This is a genomic window from Bacillus sp. FSL M8-0063 (genome assembly GCF_038005545.1).
Taxonomy (GTDB): Bacteria; Bacillota; Bacilli; order Bacillales; family Bacillaceae_G; genus Bacillus_A; species Bacillus_A wiedmannii.
The window spans coordinates 2464426-2480921 of sequence record NZ_JBBOTJ010000001.1; the positions used below are offsets into that span (position 1 = coordinate 2464426).

Consider the following 16496-nt stretch of genomic DNA (forward strand, 5'->3'; position numbering starts at 1 on the left):
AAAATTAAATATCATAGCATCTCGCATTAAATATACCACTATCGAATTATACTAATATTTATATAATTTGTCCCACTTTAATTTATATATATCAACGATCTTTAATAATATTTTTTTCAAAATAAAAAGAGCACTTTTAATTTCAAAGTGCTCTACCATTAATGCTTTTTTTCATATATTTCTTATCCTTCAATTGTAACCCCAGTAAACATCGATAAGTTTCCCGTAATTTTCTCGCCTACACGTAAAAATAACCCAGCGGCTCTCCCACTAATACAGTGTGAGCCAATTAATAGTTTACCAGTATACGGACCATCCCATGTGTCAATTGTATAGTCAGGCATTTCTATGTATTGCTGATATATTTTTCGTTGTTCAAAGTAATACTCCGTTTTATCTTCAGCTAATAGTTCGTCATTTTCGTATATAGATACCCCTCCGCCTTCACGGCCGTATAAAGGTTTAGAAACATATGATTCATTTCTTTCTATGAACGGTTTATTTGTAAAATATGTTGGTAAGAAGTAGTTCTGAATGTTTTCTCGCTCTTCTTTCTCAAAGAAAACTCCCTCTTCGAACAGTTGCCAAATTAATGCGAGTACACTTTTATTTTGCATAAGGAAAGCAGCAGGTGGATTAATGATTTTCACTCTTCCTTGCGCTATATGATCTAAAAATTGAAGTCCAATTCTTTTCCCATTTTTATCAGTATCTGAAACTAAATATTCAATTGGATATAATCTATATAAATAATGAATTCGTTCACCATTCGGCGTATATATACCATCATCTGCAACGACGATATCTTGTATACCTAAATAGTCCGTTGATTGATCTAAGCAATAGCTTCTTAAAAATTGAACTGTTTGATGATCTTCATCGTGCCAATCATAACTAGTAAAATATATCGTCTCTATAGGACTTATATTATAGTCATGTTTAATTTGTTCCCACGCCTGTACAATATGCTCTTCTATATGATTCGGATGGTTCACATCGTGATAACGGCACAACACTTCATTCGCGACAGACGGCTCTAAATAACCTGTTGGTGTATCACAATTTACTTCTATTAATTTAATATCTTCACCATTTACGATAAAATCAAACCTTGTAAAATATGAAAACAATCCAGTATGTTTCATTCTCGCAATTTCCCACGTTTCAGCTGGAAATCCTAGTTTTTGAAAATCTTCTGTCGTATTTACAATATATTGATACGTTCTATATAACACGTACATAATTTCCTCTGTCGCTTTTGAAATAGCAGTATAAGTTTTTACTGGCATACGATACATACTTGTTGCCATATATTGATTCCATTCTTCCTTCTCTAAAAGACTCGGCCACGTAAATCCATTTCGACCAACCTCTTCCGCAAGTGAAAACCATACTTTCATATACTCTTTCTGCTCTTGTTCTGTATACATGATCCTATTATCCTTTCGTATTATGATCCGGCTGGCGCTTTTGCGTTTCCAATTCCACTTGAACCAGAATTCACTTTCGGCGTTTGAGTAGTAGATGATTTCGGCGTATTTGTATCTGGCGTCACTTTATTTGATGTACTCGGCTGTTGTTTGTTTAAATCTACTTTATTGGAAGAATTATTGTTGTTACTGTTAGTTCCACCGTAGTATCCTCCACCACCGCTGCCACCAGTTCTACTTTGGTCTTTTTCACGATATGGAATAATATTATTTGCATACGGTTTCTTCATTACATTGGGTTTTGCTGTATAATTCATATTTGAAGTTCTGCTTGCTAATAAATATCCTGCTACGAATGGCAGTATCGGTAAATGTGAGTTTTCATTATACGATGAAAACGATGGATTAATTTCCTTGCATAACTCATCATTTTCTACATTTTCATTGGTAGGAGTTTTATCATCACAATGTAAAGCTTCTTGTTCATTGCCTTGCTTTGCACCATCTGTTTTAACAGCGGTACTTTCTTTCTGTGCAGTTTCTTCTTCATAATCACCACACCCAGTTAATAAAAATGATGACACCCCAATTGAAGTAGCAATTTTTATAAATTTACTCTTATCCATTCTCATGTGTTATACACCTAATTTCTTTTATCTATATTTTTCCAGATACCTTTATTATATAATGTATCTGTTAATTTTTTCAAACTAAAGCCTATATGCACATTTGCATATTTTATGCTTTTTATTCCATAAATAAAAACAAACTAACATTAGATTATAATTTTGTTTATAGACTAAAATAAATTGAAAGACGACCTAATACCCAGGTCGTCTTTCAATTATTTTATTTTTATATATTAAACGTCTCAATAAAATCTCTAATGGTCCATTCAGATTGTTTTTTTCCATTATTGTAGCTAATAGGACAGACAATATCCAAATACTTATAGCTATCAATGCAGCAAAAGCGTTACTTACATGCCCTCCTAAATCAAATGCTACAGGTGATAAAAGTATAACAAGCAGTGCCTCATTCAAAACAAAAAATGTTAATGAACGCTTTCCTAGAGCAATTAATGAACAGCTAAAGTACCCTAGATTTTTTAATCTACTCCCTATTATACCGAAACCCGTTGCATATGCTAATCCTCCAACAATTCCAGTTAAAATATGGATTCCATTTATCATTCCAGCTGTAAATACACTTGGATACCATATAGTCCCTATAAAAGATAGAGGCAAAGCACCTATTAAGGAAATTGCTAATCCTATAATTGTTATATAATATAATTTTTTCAAATGTTGCTCTGGTTTTATTAATAACTGATATCTAGCAATCCACAAACCAAGAATTACCGAAGGAAGAATTGGGAACATAAAATGGATGAGAACAGGTATAACAGGAAAGAAAAGTAATCGTAACATTATAGTACTTAGATACGTGTCTTTTGCTGAAACATCTGGTGAAAAACCGTAATCACCTATTGCTTGCATATTAAATCCCCATATTATTGGAATAAAAATGATATACAATATAGTGATAATCGTAAATGTTCGAATTAATGTTTTCATTTTACACTTTAATAGCGGGCTAACAAGAAGCCCCGCTACGCCATAGGCCATAAGAATATCTTGCCCTCCAATTAAGACTGCTAACACAACCCCAAACAGTATTAAATACAAAGAGCGTCTTCTTACAATTTTCACAGCATGATTTTCATTTTTCCCTTTTGATATTTGCCCTTCAAGTGCTAGAACCAAACCGTAGCCTAATAATACGGCAAACATCGCTCTAGCACGGTTATCAATTATGAATATACCAAAAAAGTTTACAATTTGATCAAAGAAACTTCCGCTTTCCACCCTATGCATAATTCCAGGATCTGCAGCATACAAGTAAAGCGGTGCATGGGCAAGTACGATTAATAGTAACATAGTACCTCTTGCTAAATCTAATGAGACTGCACGCTTCTTCTCAATTGCGCCATTATTTATTGATTTACTCATATTTTACTTCCTTAGCACCAACTAACCTTTTTTACATTTTTGTCAAAAACTAATAACTAGTTGCTATTAAAATTAGAAAAAATAAAGTGAAACTTTAATCAGTGGAGCTTTTGTTCATCCACGCACTGATTATTATCCCCGTACCAATTGGCGTTTACTGGCTTCAGGGCTTCCACCTAGCTTCCTTACTCCAGCCGAATTTTGAGGTGGGAGTTTTACTGTCCACAAATAGCAGGATACATATAAAACGAACTATTTCTTCAAATCCTATTCCGGATATTATATTCTAAGATGATTTTAATATGTTTTATTTTTAAAATACAAATGAAATCTTTCAATCCCCGGATATCTTTCTCCTAAACTTTTAACCTGAAAACCAATTTTTTCATAAAATTCTACTGCCTCATTGTCTGTCTCTGCTTCTATATAAGTTAATTGAAGCATTTTTACTACTTCTTTTATCATTTGCAACGCAATTCCTTTATTACGATATTGTGGAGCGACTGCTATGTGACATATTCTCGCTTTATTTGCTCCGATTATTTCAATACCTATACAAGCCTTTTCTTCATATCTGTACAAAGTCCCTTTACTACTTTCATAATATAAAACTGCTTTCTTTAAGCTAGTTTCACTTGGCCCGACTGCATACTGTAACACATTTAAAATTGGATTTTTCTCAATTTGTTCCACGCGTTGCAAATTCATTTCTACATCCCTTTCCATGAAAAAAGACTAGCTCTTTCTATAAAGAGCTAGTCTCATTACGCCGTTATTTTTTCTTCTTTTTTCACAACGACCGCTACATAACTATGTAGTATCATTCCGACAATAACAAGACTCATTCCGATCCAAGATAAAGATGACGGAATTGGCGCAGATAGCAAGATGAGCTCTCCTACTAGCGCAAATAAAACTTCACCGGACTGTGTTGCTTCGACTGTTGCTAGTTTTTGTGGATCATCTTTTACAAGATCTGTCGCAAAGAAGAATAGTACTGTCGCGATTAAACCAGAACTAACTGCTACAATAAAACATTGGAAAACTTGGCCACTTGACGGTAATCCGCCTGTTGATACTTCATAACCTGATAGTAAAAACCAAAATGGTAAACTTGCTAATGTCATACCAAGAACTCGCTGGAATACATCTAATTCGCCTTTACAAACTTGCATCATTTTTCGATTTCCAAGAGGATACGCAAACGCTGCAATAAGTACAGAAACTACACATAAAACAGTTTCTCGAATTCCTAATGAAGAAGCATGTTCTACTTGCATGAGTACAACACCGCATAAAATAACCCCAGACATAACTAATTCCTTCATTGGAAGTTTTTTATGTAATGGATCTGCTGCAAAAAATGGTGTTAACAAAATTCCTGCGACAATCGTAATTTGCCATGTTGATGCAACAAGCCAACCAGGTCCAAAAGCTCCGGCAAAACTAAGTGGTGCATAGAAGAGACCAAACCCAACGATACTCCACACTAACCATTCTTTCGGATTATTTTTCATATATTGAAAGAGTTGCTTTAAGTTCCCTCTATACATGACAATAAGTAAAAGCATTGGAACCATAAAGTAGTACCGTAATGAAGCACTCCAAATCCAGCTTCCACCTTCTAAGTCCATCGCCCGGTTTAAAACAAAGGTAAAGGCAAAGAAAAATGATGCCAATATCCCTACTGCAATAGCTTTCATTATAAAACCCCTTGTTTAGTTTCTTCTTATACTATACAACAAATTAAATATAATTAAAATTCGAAATCTTCATCTCGCATCTATTCTAGCTCTATATAGTTTTCTTAACTGACTAATATGAGCTTGATGGTACCGATTATGATCGGCTATATGCCATATTCCCCACCTTATAGTCGCAGTTTCTCCCTTCTCATAAAAAACTTCCCTTGTTAAATCATTTTCTGTTAGTTCCATACACTCCTCATAAAACATATGTTGCACCGCTTCATAGTCTTGCATTAATTCTTGTAATTTATACTTTCTTAAACTAGGCAATCCTCCCATTTCATTCAACATTGGTCCATATTTATTTTCAAGTGTCGGTGGAACTTCCTCTCCTTTTAAACGGTACACCCAGTGTAAATCGACTATTGCTAAATGCTGAAGTAGTTGCCCAATACTATTTTCATTATTTTCTGACCCTTTGAAGGACAGTTCTTTCACATCAGTACCTTCTACTAACTTTTGCAATCGTTTAAATGTATCAGTAACCGTCGCATACAAAATCGCTACTTGCGGGTTCATATTTTTTTCTAAATGGAGATCTTTCATACTAAACTCCCCCCATTAAAAGAACAACACCATATGTTCATCATCACTATACACACCATTCATTTTTATAGCTCTCTTTTCAATCCCATACGTTTTAAAGCCCATTAATTCATACAATTTTTTTGCTGGTTCGTTTGTGGACACAACACCTAATGTTAATTGTTCCAAGTTCAGTTCTCTTGCTCTTTCAATTGCCTTACGTATTAACTCACGTGCAAAACCACTTCTTCGATTGTCAGCATCTACATACATCGCAACGATATGACCTTTATGTTTATACGCCTCTTTCTCTTCTGTTAGTAAAGTGACAACTCCAACTAATTGATAATCCTCATTAAAAGCACCAAATGTACAGCTAGTAGTAGCTGTTAAATTACTTTCCACTCGTTTAATAGGATTTTCCTGACGAATCGCCTCTTCATAAGTTGTTACAAATGCCTCTGGATTTATTTGTAATGCTTGTAAACGTAAATCCCAATATTTTTTCGCATCTTCTTTCGTAAGTAATCGAATCATATTTCTCCAGCCCCTTTTAGTTAACATAACATTTTTATAAGCTACCATTTAAAGATTCGTATTCTTCTCTTAACATACTATAACGATAACGATGAATGAACTTCCCTTGACGTAATCGATCATTTCTCATTAATCCTTCACAAATAAAACCAGCCTTTTCATAACTCTTTCTAGCTTGAAAATTATCTTCATCTACACGTAGCCAAACTTTCTCTAATTCAAATTCAATGAATGCTAGATGTAACATACTATATAAACCTGCTAATCCATATCCTTTACCCCAATACTCTTTATCACCAATCGCGATTCCCAGTTCTGCATTTTTATTTGTTTTATCAAAGTTTTTAAGGTCTACCCATCCAATATGTATGCCGTTCTCTGTTACTATAGCTCTTTGTTCATAACCATTTTTTCGATTTATACATGCTTCAATCCACTTTTTCGTATCATCACGAGTGAACGGTGGATATTGATCTGGTACAACTAAATGATTTGTCACTTCTTTATCTAATGACCATTGATATCGCTCTTCTACATCATCTAGTGTCAGTTCTCTTAATTGAACGTATGGTACATTCATTGCGTTATCCCCTTTTTATTTTCCTATAGAAAACCCTTCAAACATTCTTCCTCCGTACTGTTCTAGCGTTTTTTCTACAAAAGTAATTAATTTTCTTTTCTCTCCCGTTGTATAAAAATGATCGAACGCCGCTACAAATTGGTCTGCATATTGTTCATCATATTTTCTAAGTACCTTTATAAACCATTTTGAATTTCCAAGCCATTTACCATTTACTCTTAATACATATTCATGTAATAAATCAGCTAATAAATTCGCGATAAACAATTCTTCTTCTCTTTTTGATGCACCAATAAAATCGTCCAAAGTATCCGTAATAAAATACCGTTTCTGCTTCATCATTTCTTCCGTCCATTTAGCTGGCCCTTTATTTAGTAAATCATTTGCTTCACTTTTTAATTTCTCAACAATTTCATTTTCCCCTTTCAATACAATACCCTCTGAAACTAATTGTGGTAACGAAGGTCTCCCTCGGTCACAATCCATTTTAAAAAAGGTTTTACACGTTTCAAAATTATGTACAAAGACTTCAACAGGCCATCCATTACTATAGAAAGATTCTCTATAACAAGACGTTAAATTTTGATCAACTATAACAATGTCCAGATCAGATGTTTTTGTCGCTTCTCCTCGTACAACGCTTCCTCCCAGTAAAGCTACATCACAATTCGGAAATTGTGATGTAATTATGCTTTGTGCCGCTTCCATTGGTTTCATAACCGTTCCCCATTTCTTATTTCACTTTCTTTTTTTCAGCTCTTTCTCTCGCTTTTTTTATATACGGCTCTGCGTCTGGTGTTTTGCATGATGTTGCCCCGTGATCAACTTGTACTTTTCCAATTTCACGTGCAATTACAATCGCCTTTCCCTCTAAGTCTTCATTACGAATTCCTATCGCGATTAAAGCACTATTCATCGCTTCTTTTTTTCTATTTTTTTCATTATGTATATTTGTTTTAACCTCTTCTAAATACGGAGAGAAGAAATCATCATGTAACGTTTTATTTTTAATCGCTATATTTGCTAATAAAGACCAGCCAGCTCTTCCAATCCATTCATCATCAGACTTTGTCCATTCTTCCATTCTTTCTATCGCGATTGGCGACGTACAAATAGCCGTCATCAAAACGTCCATTAAACAATAATAATCAACTTCCTGTACCCATTTATTAAGCTGTTCTGTCGTAACTTTCTTTGGATCTAAAATCATTGTTGCTAAAGTCATTGCATCCATATTTTTTGTTTTCCATAATGAAATTGCTAAATCATGATCTTTTTTTATCTTCTTTTTTAACAATTTTAAATTAGCAAAACTAACTCCGAATAGTGGTTCTTTCGCTCCGTGGTTTTTATACGTTTTACGATTTTGTTCTGTTCCATATTCCTCTAGTTGTTGCATTACTTCTTCAAGTAACATATGCCCACCTCTTTATCTTTTATGTTGACTTCATATATATATGTACGATATATTCTACATTACTTTTTGGTTTTCCCATATGTATTTTTTAAATACGGTATGTGAAATTTTATAGTTGCTATATATAACTAAAACAACCACGAAAAACCTGTACATTTTACATATACAGGTTTTCATTTCTTCAATTTCTCATATTGTAAGAAATAGAATATGATAGAACTTTTATTGGTCTGATTTTCTCTATATTTGTTGTAAGCTCTTTACATCTGACCACTCTTCTATAGACCCGGCGTCCGGAAAAACTGTAACTACATTAAAATTCGCACCTTTTTCTTTTCCAATTTGTTTAGCAGCTAATAAATTCGCTGCCGCAGACGTTCCTATTTTCATACCAGTTTCATTATAAAAACGTGCCATTTCATACAAGGTTTCTTCATATGAATATGTCCATTGTTTTTCTATCAAATTGTCTTCCTGTTCTATGAAATGTTGTTTCCTTCCTAGGCCGAATCCACCTGATCCTGCATATTTCTTTAAATCATTTGGTGGTTGTTCGGAACCATAAGGCAATTCAGCAGGCATTACTAAATGTAGCTCAGCTTTTTTTGTATAATTCTTTACTACTTTATAGACCCCCATTAGAGTTCCACCAGTACCAGCAGATGCTACCCATGCGTGTATTGGCTTTCCATTCATTTGTGTAATAATTTCTCGTCCTGTTCCTTCTATATGACTTAATAGATTTGCATTATTATAATGTTGGAATAAAAAGTATAACTCTGGTTTTTGTTTGCTAATCTCAATTGTCTTTTCAATTACTGCATAAAAACCCATACATTTATCAACTAAAATCACATTAGCTCCATAATGTTTAAGTTCATTTAGTAGTGATTTACCAGTTCCAGAACTTAAAACTAACGTGCATTGAACTCCTAAACAATAACAAATATAGCCAATTGATCTCGCTAAGCTTCCACCGCTATACTCTAAAATAGGTTGTTTTTTGTCCGCTTCTTGTAAATATTTATTAATCATTCCAAGTGCGGCTCTATCCTTAATCGATCCTGTAGGGTTGTGCCATTCACATTTAGCATAAACAGAAAGATCCTTCGTTTTTTCGCATTCTAATTTAATGAGAGGTGTATTCCCAACATTTTTAGCGAACTCATTAAAATGCTTTAATGTCATACTTCTATTCCTCCTACATAAATCATATTTATTTTTAGCTAAAATACTTTCTACATTTTCATAACTCTCTTGGCTAAATCTTTTTATATAAAAATCCCTACAAATGCTGTAGGGATTTATGACTAAATCATTTTGTTACACTCCATTACATACGAAAAGAGCTTCTTTATTCAAATGCGTTCATAAGCACAATTCTCCAACCATCTGGATCCTCTATTGTGGTCCCTTTCTCTATCCAATACGGATTTTCTGGTTCCACCTCATGATAGCCCATATTACTTAATCGATTCACTATTTTTTCAATTTCATCTTTATTTGGCATATAAAATACTAATAAATTATCTTTTGTCGGTGCCGGACATGGACTTCCATTAACGTGCGTTGTAAACTCTAAATGATACTCGGCATCCGGTACTCCAAACATAACCCCATCATATCCTTCATGATTGTGAAATTCTCCTATACGCTTTAACCCTAACCCTGTCTCATAAAAACCTATAACTTCTTCAAATTTATCTGTTGGTCTTGCAATTCTAAATTGAACCCAATTCTTCATGCAAATCTCCTCCTTTTCATTTTCCAAAGCTTTATAGTAATTATTATAAGTTACATATATTTCCTTTCATATCCCTCATTAGTGTGAGAACTACCTAAGTTGAAAGACCTATTAGTTTATAAATAGTAGGACTTTAGTATTAAATTCATATAAAAGTAGTTATATAAATATTGAGATGAAATAAATAGTTCTTCCTTATATTTTATTACGTATGAAAAAGTTCTCCTTGCAGGGCCTTTATATACCGATCAGCAGATCTTTGTACAGCCTTATTCGCATCTTCCACCACACCTTGAAATGCATTATATAGTCGACTAAACTGGATATCTTTTACTTTCTCTGCCATATCTCTAACTTTATTCGCTGGTAATGGGATGAGATTTGGATAACTATACATAAAACTTACCCATTTTTGATCGGAAACTACTTGTATAATATCACCTGATAACAAAATTCCTTTCCCTTCGTTACCTTCTTTCCAATGCATAACAGTCCCGCCCTTAAAATGGCCTCCTAAACGATGCAATGTAAGTTCTTCCGATAATATCAAATGTTCCCCAGACCAAAATTTAATTTGTTTACTCGGGCGAACTACCCACTCTTTATCATCTTCATGAATATAGATAGGTACATTGAATGTTTCCGCCCATTTTACTTGTGTAGAGTAATAATGTGGATGAGAAAGTGCTATTGCTTGAATACCACCTAAATCATATATACTCTTGATCGTTTTATGATCTAAATAGCTAATGCAATCCCACATAACATGTAGAGTTTTACTTTGTATTAAAAATGCTGTTTGTCCAATTGCAAATTTAGGTTTTGTAGTAATGCTATACAAACCACTTTCTTCTTTTATTATTTCATTTTTGTATAAATTGCTATTTTGCATAGTTTCTAATGTTGTCCATGACTGCCCAATTGGATTCACATATTGCCTTTCCTCATTGCAAATATTACAACGGGAAGGTGCTTCTTCATTTTCGGGATACTGTACTCCACATGTAGTGCAAATATAATTAACCATATTCCCACTCCCTTTTTAAATTTAATTGTTCTTATACCAATATTTTAATAGAAAACAAAAATATTCGAATCAATAATTGGAATGAAAATGAAGTAATACGAAAGTATGATTAGCCCCCTTCCTTTTAACACTTTAGTCTAATTTCTTAAATTTTTTATTTGCTGCTTCCAAGAAAATAGAGTTTTTAATATATTAAAACTTCCTAATATACTTAACCCTTTAATCGTTAAAAGAAAGAGCACATCTTCATAAAATAAATGAAGCAATTGAAAGATTTTGTTACAACTTTATCACTATAATACTTACTAATACACATCAGGGGGATAGTAGATTTAAATTAAGGAGAGAGTATAATAAAAATTGTAATTATACTGTACGAAGGATGTAATACAGAAAGCAGTAGCAACATAAAGTTTGTTGATAAAACTATCGGGTGAATTTAATTTGATGATTGAAGAGTTTGTAAAGATAAATGAATATTGATTTCAAGCTTCATTTTAGGGGAAATAAACATCACAAACTACATGAATTAAAAAGTAGCCTTAAGACAAAATTTAAATCCATGAAATATTTAAATGCATATGCAATTTTATACAACCACTTTTTTTATAAAGTAAGAAAAGTGGTTGTATGTTTTAGAAAGTATTCTTTGTTACAAAATCACGTTACATATTTCATTAATCTAGACCTACTCATTTTCTTTTTTCTTCTTTTGTTCCTCAGATGGCTCTTCTGTTGGATCTGGTTCTTGTTCATCCTTTTTGTTTAACTCATTATTTTTTTCTTTAGCAGGATCTTGTTTTTCATTTTTTTCCTCCTGTCTTTGTTCAGAAGGTTCCTCCGTTGGATCTGGCTCCTTTTCGTCTTTTGGAGCTGGATTACAGCCAATTAATAATCCTACTGTAAATATGCTTGTCATAAATATTGAAAGCATTTTTTTATAATTCAATTAAAGCACCTCCTAAAATTAATATCCCTTGTATTGTTTCCAACTCATAATTAAAATTATCCAATTATTTGTGACGTTTCTTTCAAAATGACATCCCTTTAAAATCTTGCATATTTTCGAACAAACTTTTTTGCACTTGTAAAAAAGTTTTTTTGCAATTACCTCCCTATAATTGCTAATATAGTAGAGTAGAACTTTTATAGAGAGAAGGAAAATTATGCACAATGGAATTCGAATGACAACTTTAGTAAAAAGGGCTATGTTGATTTGCGCGGGGGTATTATTTACATACGAAGCGGCTTTAGGATCAGCACATATTGCTCTAGCAAGCACAGAGGATGAAGCAAAATCTGTTCAACTTGTAAGTGAAATTCAATCATCTCTTGCACCGAAAGAAGCTCCAAAACAATATAATGGGCAAGTTAGAAAAGTAGCTTACTTAACATTTGATGATGGTCCTGGAAAATACACAGCTGAGCTTTTAGATATGTTAAAGAAAGAAAATGCAAAAGCAACATTTTTCCTAATTGGTTCAAACGTAAAAGCTTTCCCTGACCTTGTAAAACGTGAAGATGCTGAAGGCCACTATGTTGGGATGCATAGTATGACTCATAACTACAAGAAACTTTACACAGAAGGTCGTTATGTAGATGAAATGAAGGAAGATCAAGGCTTAATCGCTGGTGTTCTAGGTAAATCACCAGTATTAACTCGTCCATCTTACGGCTCAATGCCAGGATTAAATGAAGCTCTTCGTAACAAAGTTGTTGAAAATGGGTTGAAAGTTTGGGATTGGACAATTGATTCTTTAGACTGGACATACAGCAAAATGCCTGTTGATGCTGCATCAGCTAAAATTGTACAAAACGTTGTAAATGGAGCTAACAAGCCAACAGAAGTAATTCTAATGCACGATATTCATCCACAATCCGTTAAAGCAGTACCAGGAATTATTAAAGGGCTGAAAGAAAAAGGATATGAATTAGAAAGTTATAGTGAGAACGAACACTTCCCATTAAACTTCTGGCACGATAATCGTATGTAATGAAAAAGACTCTATTTCCTCTAGTAGGTTATTGAGTCTTTTTTTATCGTTTTTGAAATTTCTTCTCGTATATTCGATTTCCCCCTCTTCCTTTATATCAATAGAAAATATAAATCACATTAATTTAGTAACATCACATGTTATTCTAAAAACGACTAGTACGAAATTAAAACATATATCAAAATACAGTAAGAAATTATAGATTGAATATACAAATTCAATCCTATTTTTATATTATCAACACTTTAGCACATATTACTCTTAAGGAGTGATGTGTATATGGATTTTCTTTCAGCTGAATATTTGTCAGCCTTACTTGCCATCATTGTAATTGATTTAGTGTTAGCCGGTGATAATGCTATTGTAATTGGATTAGCAGCAAGACGATTACCGAAAGATCAACAAAAGAAAGTTATTATATGGGGAACTATCGGGGCAATCGCGATTAGAGCCCTCGCTACTTTAGTTGTCGTTTGGTTGTTAAAAATACCAGGGCTACTTCTAATTGGTGGTGTACTCCTTATATGGATCGCTTACAAATTAATTGCTGAAGGCAAAGATCATGACATTAAGGCAGAAGAAGGATTTTGGTCTGCTATTAAAACCATTATTATAGCTGATGCGTTAATGGGAATTGATAATGTTCTCGCTGTTGCCGGAGCTGCGCATGGCAATTTTTCTTTAGTCATCATCGGGCTATTAGTGTCCATTCCAGTAGTAGTATGGGGTAGTACATTAATTTTAAAATGGGTGGACCGATTCCCTGTCATCATTACAATTGGAGCAGCTGTTTTAGCTTATACTGCCGCGAAAATGATTGTAGATGAGAAATGGTTCGCTGGATTTTTCGAAAGTAATCCTTTCATAAAATGGGCATTTATCATTATTATCATTGCCGGTGTAGTATTCTTTGGAAAGATGAAACAAAAAACGAAAGATAATTCTATATAATGACAACGTTATATGTACAAACAAAAGCGCTACTCATAGGAGTAGCGCTCTTTAATATTTATTTCGTTTCCCCGTCTTCAGTCGTCTTTACCTTCGTTTTATTTTTATCACGATGGTTATAGTTATACTTTGAACGATCGACCGGTGTAAATCCTTCCGGTGTGTAGAATCGTAATAAGTCACCATTTACGACTTGGTCAGAGTATTTTAGTGATTTTTGAACCATTTGTTCATTTTGTTTTATTTCGTCTGTTAATTCTACAGCGTTACCAGTAGCTGTATCATAGTATTTTCCATTCAATGCAGTAACTGTTGGACTTACGAAGTTTCCGTTACGGAATGGAACAACTTGTTTATGCTCTGGTGATAGTAAATCAGATCCGAACTGGACATAATTTTTCGTATCTGTACCTAGTAAGTGTAATAGTGTCGGAAGAACATCAATTTCTCCGCCGTATTGATGTTGTACGCCACCCTTCATTCCTGGAACACGAATGATTAATGGTACACGTTGCAGTTGTGCATTTTCAAATGAGTTCATTTCTTTACCCATTATTTGAGACATTGCTGCGCCATGATTATCTGAAATACCGTAATGGTCACCGTACATAACGATAATTGAGTTATCGTATAAACCAGATTGTTTCAAGTAATCCATGAATCCTTTTACAGATTCATCTAAATAACGCGCTGTTTGGAAATACGTATCTACTGAAGAGTCACCTGTTTTAGCTGGTTCAATCGTCGCTTCCTCTTTATCAATTGGATAAGGGAAATGGTTCGATAACGTAATGAACTTCGTATAGAACGGTTGTTTCAGTGTTTGTAATAACGGAATTGATTCATTAAAGAACGGTTTATCTTTTAATCCATAGTTTACTACATCTTTTTCATTCATATCATAGTATGACGCATCAAAGAATTTATTGAAACCAAATGATTTATAAATATCGTCACGGTTCCAGAACGTTTTGTAATTACCGTGGAATACAGCTGATGTGTATCCTTGTTGACCTAAAATAGCTGGTGCTGATTGATACGTGTTATGAGCTTTATTTGTAAAAACAGATCCTTGTGGTAATCCAAACATTGAGTTTTCTAACATGAACTCCGCATCAGATGTTTTACCTTGTCCTGTTTGATGGAAGAAGTTATCAAAGTATAACGTATTCGCATCTTTTGTAAATGAGTTTAAGAACGGTGTAACTTCTTGCCCATTTAATTTATAATCAATTAAAAAGTTTTGGAATGATTCTAAATGAATATAAATTACGTTCATTCCTTTTCCTTTACCAAAGTACTCAGGATTTGGACTTGCATATGTTGATGCAAGATAATTTCTAACCTCTGTCATATTATCTCCATCAGCTAACGCTCGTTCTGTTGATGCTTTCGCACTTTGAATGCCATCATAAATCGTATAGTTGTATGCCCCTAAATATTTCACAATATAATTACGGTCAAATGTTCTTGTTAATAATTCAGGACGATCGGATTCTGCAAGACCTAAATTAATGCTGAATAATAAAATACCTGCTACAAATACTAGTGATAATTTATGTTTCGCAACACGAATTGGTTTTGGACTTGCAAATTTTGTTGCGACTAAAGCAATTAAAATGATTGTATCTAAGAAATATAGTGGATCATAGACGTGTAGCAATGCAAAAATACTACCACCTAAATCTCCAAAGTTATTCGTTTGTGTTAATGTCGGGAACGTAATAAAGTCACTGAAAAAGCGATAATATACTACGTTTGCGTATAACAGTATAGACATTAACAAATTAATAACAATTAACCAAATGTAAGCACGTTTCCCCTTTGCGAATAATGCGAGCCCTAAAAATAAAACTGCTGAGCTTAACGGGTTGAAAAACAGTAAAAACTTTTGGATTGTGTTGGATATCCCTAAATTAAATTCTGTCACATATGCTGCGTATGTTTTTAACCAGAATAAAATAATGGCAAACACGAAAAATCCAAAGTGATTGCTTAACACTCGCTTACTCTTTAATAGTAATTGTTTCATCTCTCCACCTCTTTTGATCATCCAAGGCTTATTTTTTTATAAGTCTGTCTCTATTCAATTTTTATCTTCAAATAGATTTTGTTTGTTTAACTAAATGAAGAATATTAGTAATTATAATTTGAAGCTAGTATTTATTCAACTATTTCTTTCTAGACATTTTGACCTTGGTTTCTATTTAATAAAATAAATTTGTAACATTTTCTGTTTTCTCCCATGTCCCATCCACTAATTATGACACCACATACTATAAACTTTTATTCACTGCTTCGCAAATAAATATGTCTCCAGTTCTGGAACATTAATGTAATATAATGAATTTAACAATAGATAGCATTAGTTTTTTTGGTGTATATTACATCCCTTCATGAATTTCATAGTTTATTCATGCTGTAGCCATTTCTCTATATGCAACATCAAAATAACTTTCCACCGCTAAAGTTATTTCTGTATAATTATTCACAATTCATAAAAACAATGATTATAAAAAAACCTCGCTCTC

The 16496-nt window shown here is 33.3% G+C and carries 17 protein-coding genes; 2 read left to right on the forward strand and 15 right to left on the reverse strand.

Annotated elements, in window-relative coordinates; genetic code table 11:
• Positions 1-182: 182 nt before the first annotated feature.
• From MKX31_RS12485 to MKX31_RS12550, 14 genes are all read right to left on the reverse strand, one after another.
• The gene (locus MKX31_RS12485) at positions 183-1430 is read right to left on the reverse strand and encodes a glutathionylspermidine synthase family protein (protein WP_222659847.1); all 1248 of its coding nucleotides are present in this window, start codon (positions 1428-1430) and stop codon (positions 183-185) included.
• Between the two features lie 20 nt (positions 1431-1450).
• Positions 1451-2062 carry a hypothetical protein gene (locus tag MKX31_RS12490; RefSeq protein WP_064475589.1) on the reverse strand — a complete coding sequence of 204 codons (612 nt, stop codon included), beginning with the start codon at positions 2060-2062 and terminating at the stop codon, positions 1451-1453.
• Positions 2063-2251: 189 nt separating this feature from the next.
• Positions 2252-3442: a DUF418 domain-containing protein gene (locus MKX31_RS12495; RefSeq protein ID WP_064475590.1), complete on the reverse strand. Its 1191-nt coding sequence runs from the start codon at positions 3440-3442 to the stop codon at positions 2252-2254.
• Positions 3443-3739: 297 nt separating this feature from the next.
• Entirely contained in the window at positions 3740-4150 is a 411-nt protein-coding gene (locus MKX31_RS12500; protein WP_064475591.1) for a GNAT family N-acetyltransferase, read from the reverse strand.
• A gap of 56 nt (positions 4151-4206) precedes the next feature.
• Positions 4207-5145 carry a DMT family transporter gene (locus tag MKX31_RS12505; protein WP_088046647.1) on the reverse strand — a complete coding sequence of 313 codons (939 nt, stop codon included), beginning with the start codon at positions 5143-5145 and terminating at the stop codon, positions 4207-4209.
• Positions 5146-5214: 69 nt separating this feature from the next.
• Positions 5215-5736, reverse strand: coding sequence for a DinB family protein (locus MKX31_RS12510; protein ID WP_098101522.1), 522 nt, complete (start codon positions 5734-5736; stop codon positions 5215-5217).
• A gap of 15 nt (positions 5737-5751) precedes the next feature.
• Positions 5752-6252 carry a GNAT family N-acetyltransferase gene (locus MKX31_RS12515; RefSeq protein WP_064475594.1) on the reverse strand — a complete coding sequence of 167 codons (501 nt, stop codon included), beginning with the start codon at positions 6250-6252 and terminating at the stop codon, positions 5752-5754.
• Between the two features lie 34 nt (positions 6253-6286).
• Positions 6287-6832, reverse strand: coding sequence for a GNAT family N-acetyltransferase (locus tag MKX31_RS12520; RefSeq protein ID WP_064475595.1), 546 nt, complete (start codon positions 6830-6832; stop codon positions 6287-6289).
• 15 nt (positions 6833-6847) lie between these two features.
• Complete coding sequence (locus tag MKX31_RS12525) at positions 6848-7549, reverse strand: nucleotidyltransferase domain-containing protein (protein ID WP_340980928.1); 702 nt, start codon at positions 7547-7549, stop codon at positions 6848-6850.
• Between the two features lie 16 nt (positions 7550-7565).
• Positions 7566-8249 carry a DNA alkylation repair protein gene (locus tag MKX31_RS12530; RefSeq protein ID WP_000923446.1) on the reverse strand — a complete coding sequence of 228 codons (684 nt, stop codon included), beginning with the start codon at positions 8247-8249 and terminating at the stop codon, positions 7566-7568.
• Between the two features lie 240 nt (positions 8250-8489).
• The gene (locus MKX31_RS12535; RefSeq protein ID WP_340980929.1) at positions 8490-9437 is read right to left on the reverse strand and encodes a PLP-dependent cysteine synthase family protein; all 948 of its coding nucleotides are present in this window, start codon (positions 9435-9437) and stop codon (positions 8490-8492) included.
• Positions 9438-9603: 166 nt separating this feature from the next.
• Entirely contained in the window at positions 9604-9993 is a 390-nt protein-coding gene (locus MKX31_RS12540; RefSeq protein WP_064475599.1) for a VOC family protein, read from the reverse strand.
• Positions 9994-10198: 205 nt separating this feature from the next.
• Positions 10199-11020, reverse strand: a complete 822-nt coding sequence (locus MKX31_RS12545; RefSeq protein ID WP_340980930.1) for a hypothetical protein — start codon at positions 11018-11020, stop codon at positions 10199-10201.
• A gap of 688 nt (positions 11021-11708) precedes the next feature.
• Positions 11709-11969: a hypothetical protein gene (locus tag MKX31_RS12550; RefSeq protein WP_001106983.1), complete on the reverse strand. Its 261-nt coding sequence runs from the start codon at positions 11967-11969 to the stop codon at positions 11709-11711.
• A 217-nt stretch (positions 11970-12186) separates the two neighbouring features.
• Between MKX31_RS12550 and MKX31_RS12555 the strand changes: the two genes are divergently transcribed.
• Together MKX31_RS12555 and MKX31_RS12560 are read left to right on the forward strand one after the other, a co-directional pair.
• Positions 12187-13014 carry a peptidoglycan-N-acetylglucosamine deacetylase gene (locus tag MKX31_RS12555; RefSeq protein ID WP_064475601.1) on the forward strand — a complete coding sequence of 276 codons (828 nt, stop codon included), beginning with the start codon at positions 12187-12189 and terminating at the stop codon, positions 13012-13014.
• Between the two features lie 279 nt (positions 13015-13293).
• Positions 13294-13965, forward strand: a complete 672-nt coding sequence (locus MKX31_RS12560) for a TerC family protein (protein ID WP_075307552.1) — start codon at positions 13294-13296, stop codon at positions 13963-13965.
• Between the two features lie 58 nt (positions 13966-14023).
• Here the strand turns inward: MKX31_RS12560 and MKX31_RS12565 are convergent, their stop codons facing one another.
• Positions 14024-15997, reverse strand: coding sequence for an LTA synthase family protein (locus tag MKX31_RS12565; RefSeq protein ID WP_340980931.1), 1974 nt, complete (start codon positions 15995-15997; stop codon positions 14024-14026).
• Positions 15998-16496 lie beyond the last annotated feature (499 nt).

Excerpts from the sequence above, each read along its gene's own strand:
- MKX31_RS12540 (WP_064475599.1), bottom strand. The coding sequence starts at position 9,993 with ATGAAGAATTGGGTTCAATTTAGAATTGCAAGACCAACAGATAAATTT.
- MKX31_RS12515 (WP_064475594.1), bottom strand. The coding sequence starts at position 6,252 with ATGATTCGATTACTTACGAAAGAAGATGCGAAAAAATATTGGGATTTA.
- MKX31_RS12565 (WP_340980931.1), bottom strand. The coding sequence starts at position 15,997 with ATGAAACAATTACTATTAAAGAGTAAGCGAGTGTTAAGCAATCACTTT.
- MKX31_RS12490 (WP_064475589.1), bottom strand. The coding sequence starts at position 2,062 with ATGAGAATGGATAAGAGTAAATTTATAAAAATTGCTACTTCAATTGGG.
- MKX31_RS12545 (WP_340980930.1), bottom strand. The coding sequence starts at position 11,020 with ATGGTTAATTATATTTGCACTACATGTGGAGTACAGTATCCCGAAAAT.
- MKX31_RS12560 (WP_075307552.1), top strand. The coding sequence starts at position 13,294 with ATGGATTTTCTTTCAGCTGAATATTTGTCAGCCTTACTTGCCATCATT.
- MKX31_RS12495 (WP_064475590.1), bottom strand. The coding sequence starts at position 3,442 with ATGAGTAAATCAATAAATAATGGCGCAATTGAGAAGAAGCGTGCAGTC.
- MKX31_RS12510 (WP_098101522.1), bottom strand. The coding sequence starts at position 5,736 with ATGAAAGATCTCCATTTAGAAAAAAATATGAACCCGCAAGTAGCGATT.
- MKX31_RS12555 (WP_064475601.1), top strand. The coding sequence starts at position 12,187 with ATGCACAATGGAATTCGAATGACAACTTTAGTAAAAAGGGCTATGTTG.
- MKX31_RS12500 (WP_064475591.1), bottom strand. The coding sequence starts at position 4,150 with ATGAATTTGCAACGCGTGGAACAAATTGAGAAAAATCCAATTTTAAAT.
- MKX31_RS12535 (WP_340980929.1), bottom strand. The coding sequence starts at position 9,437 with ATGACATTAAAGCATTTTAATGAGTTCGCTAAAAATGTTGGGAATACA.
- MKX31_RS12485 (WP_222659847.1), bottom strand. The coding sequence starts at position 1,430 with ATGTATACAGAACAAGAGCAGAAAGAGTATATGAAAGTATGGTTTTCA.
- MKX31_RS12505 (WP_088046647.1), bottom strand. The coding sequence starts at position 5,145 with ATGAAAGCTATTGCAGTAGGGATATTGGCATCATTTTTCTTTGCCTTT.
- MKX31_RS12525 (WP_340980928.1), bottom strand. The coding sequence starts at position 7,549 with ATGAAACCAATGGAAGCGGCACAAAGCATAATTACATCACAATTTCCG.
- MKX31_RS12520 (WP_064475595.1), bottom strand. The coding sequence starts at position 6,832 with ATGAATGTACCATACGTTCAATTAAGAGAACTGACACTAGATGATGTA.
- MKX31_RS12530 (WP_000923446.1), bottom strand. The coding sequence starts at position 8,249 with ATGTTACTTGAAGAAGTAATGCAACAACTAGAGGAATATGGAACAGAA.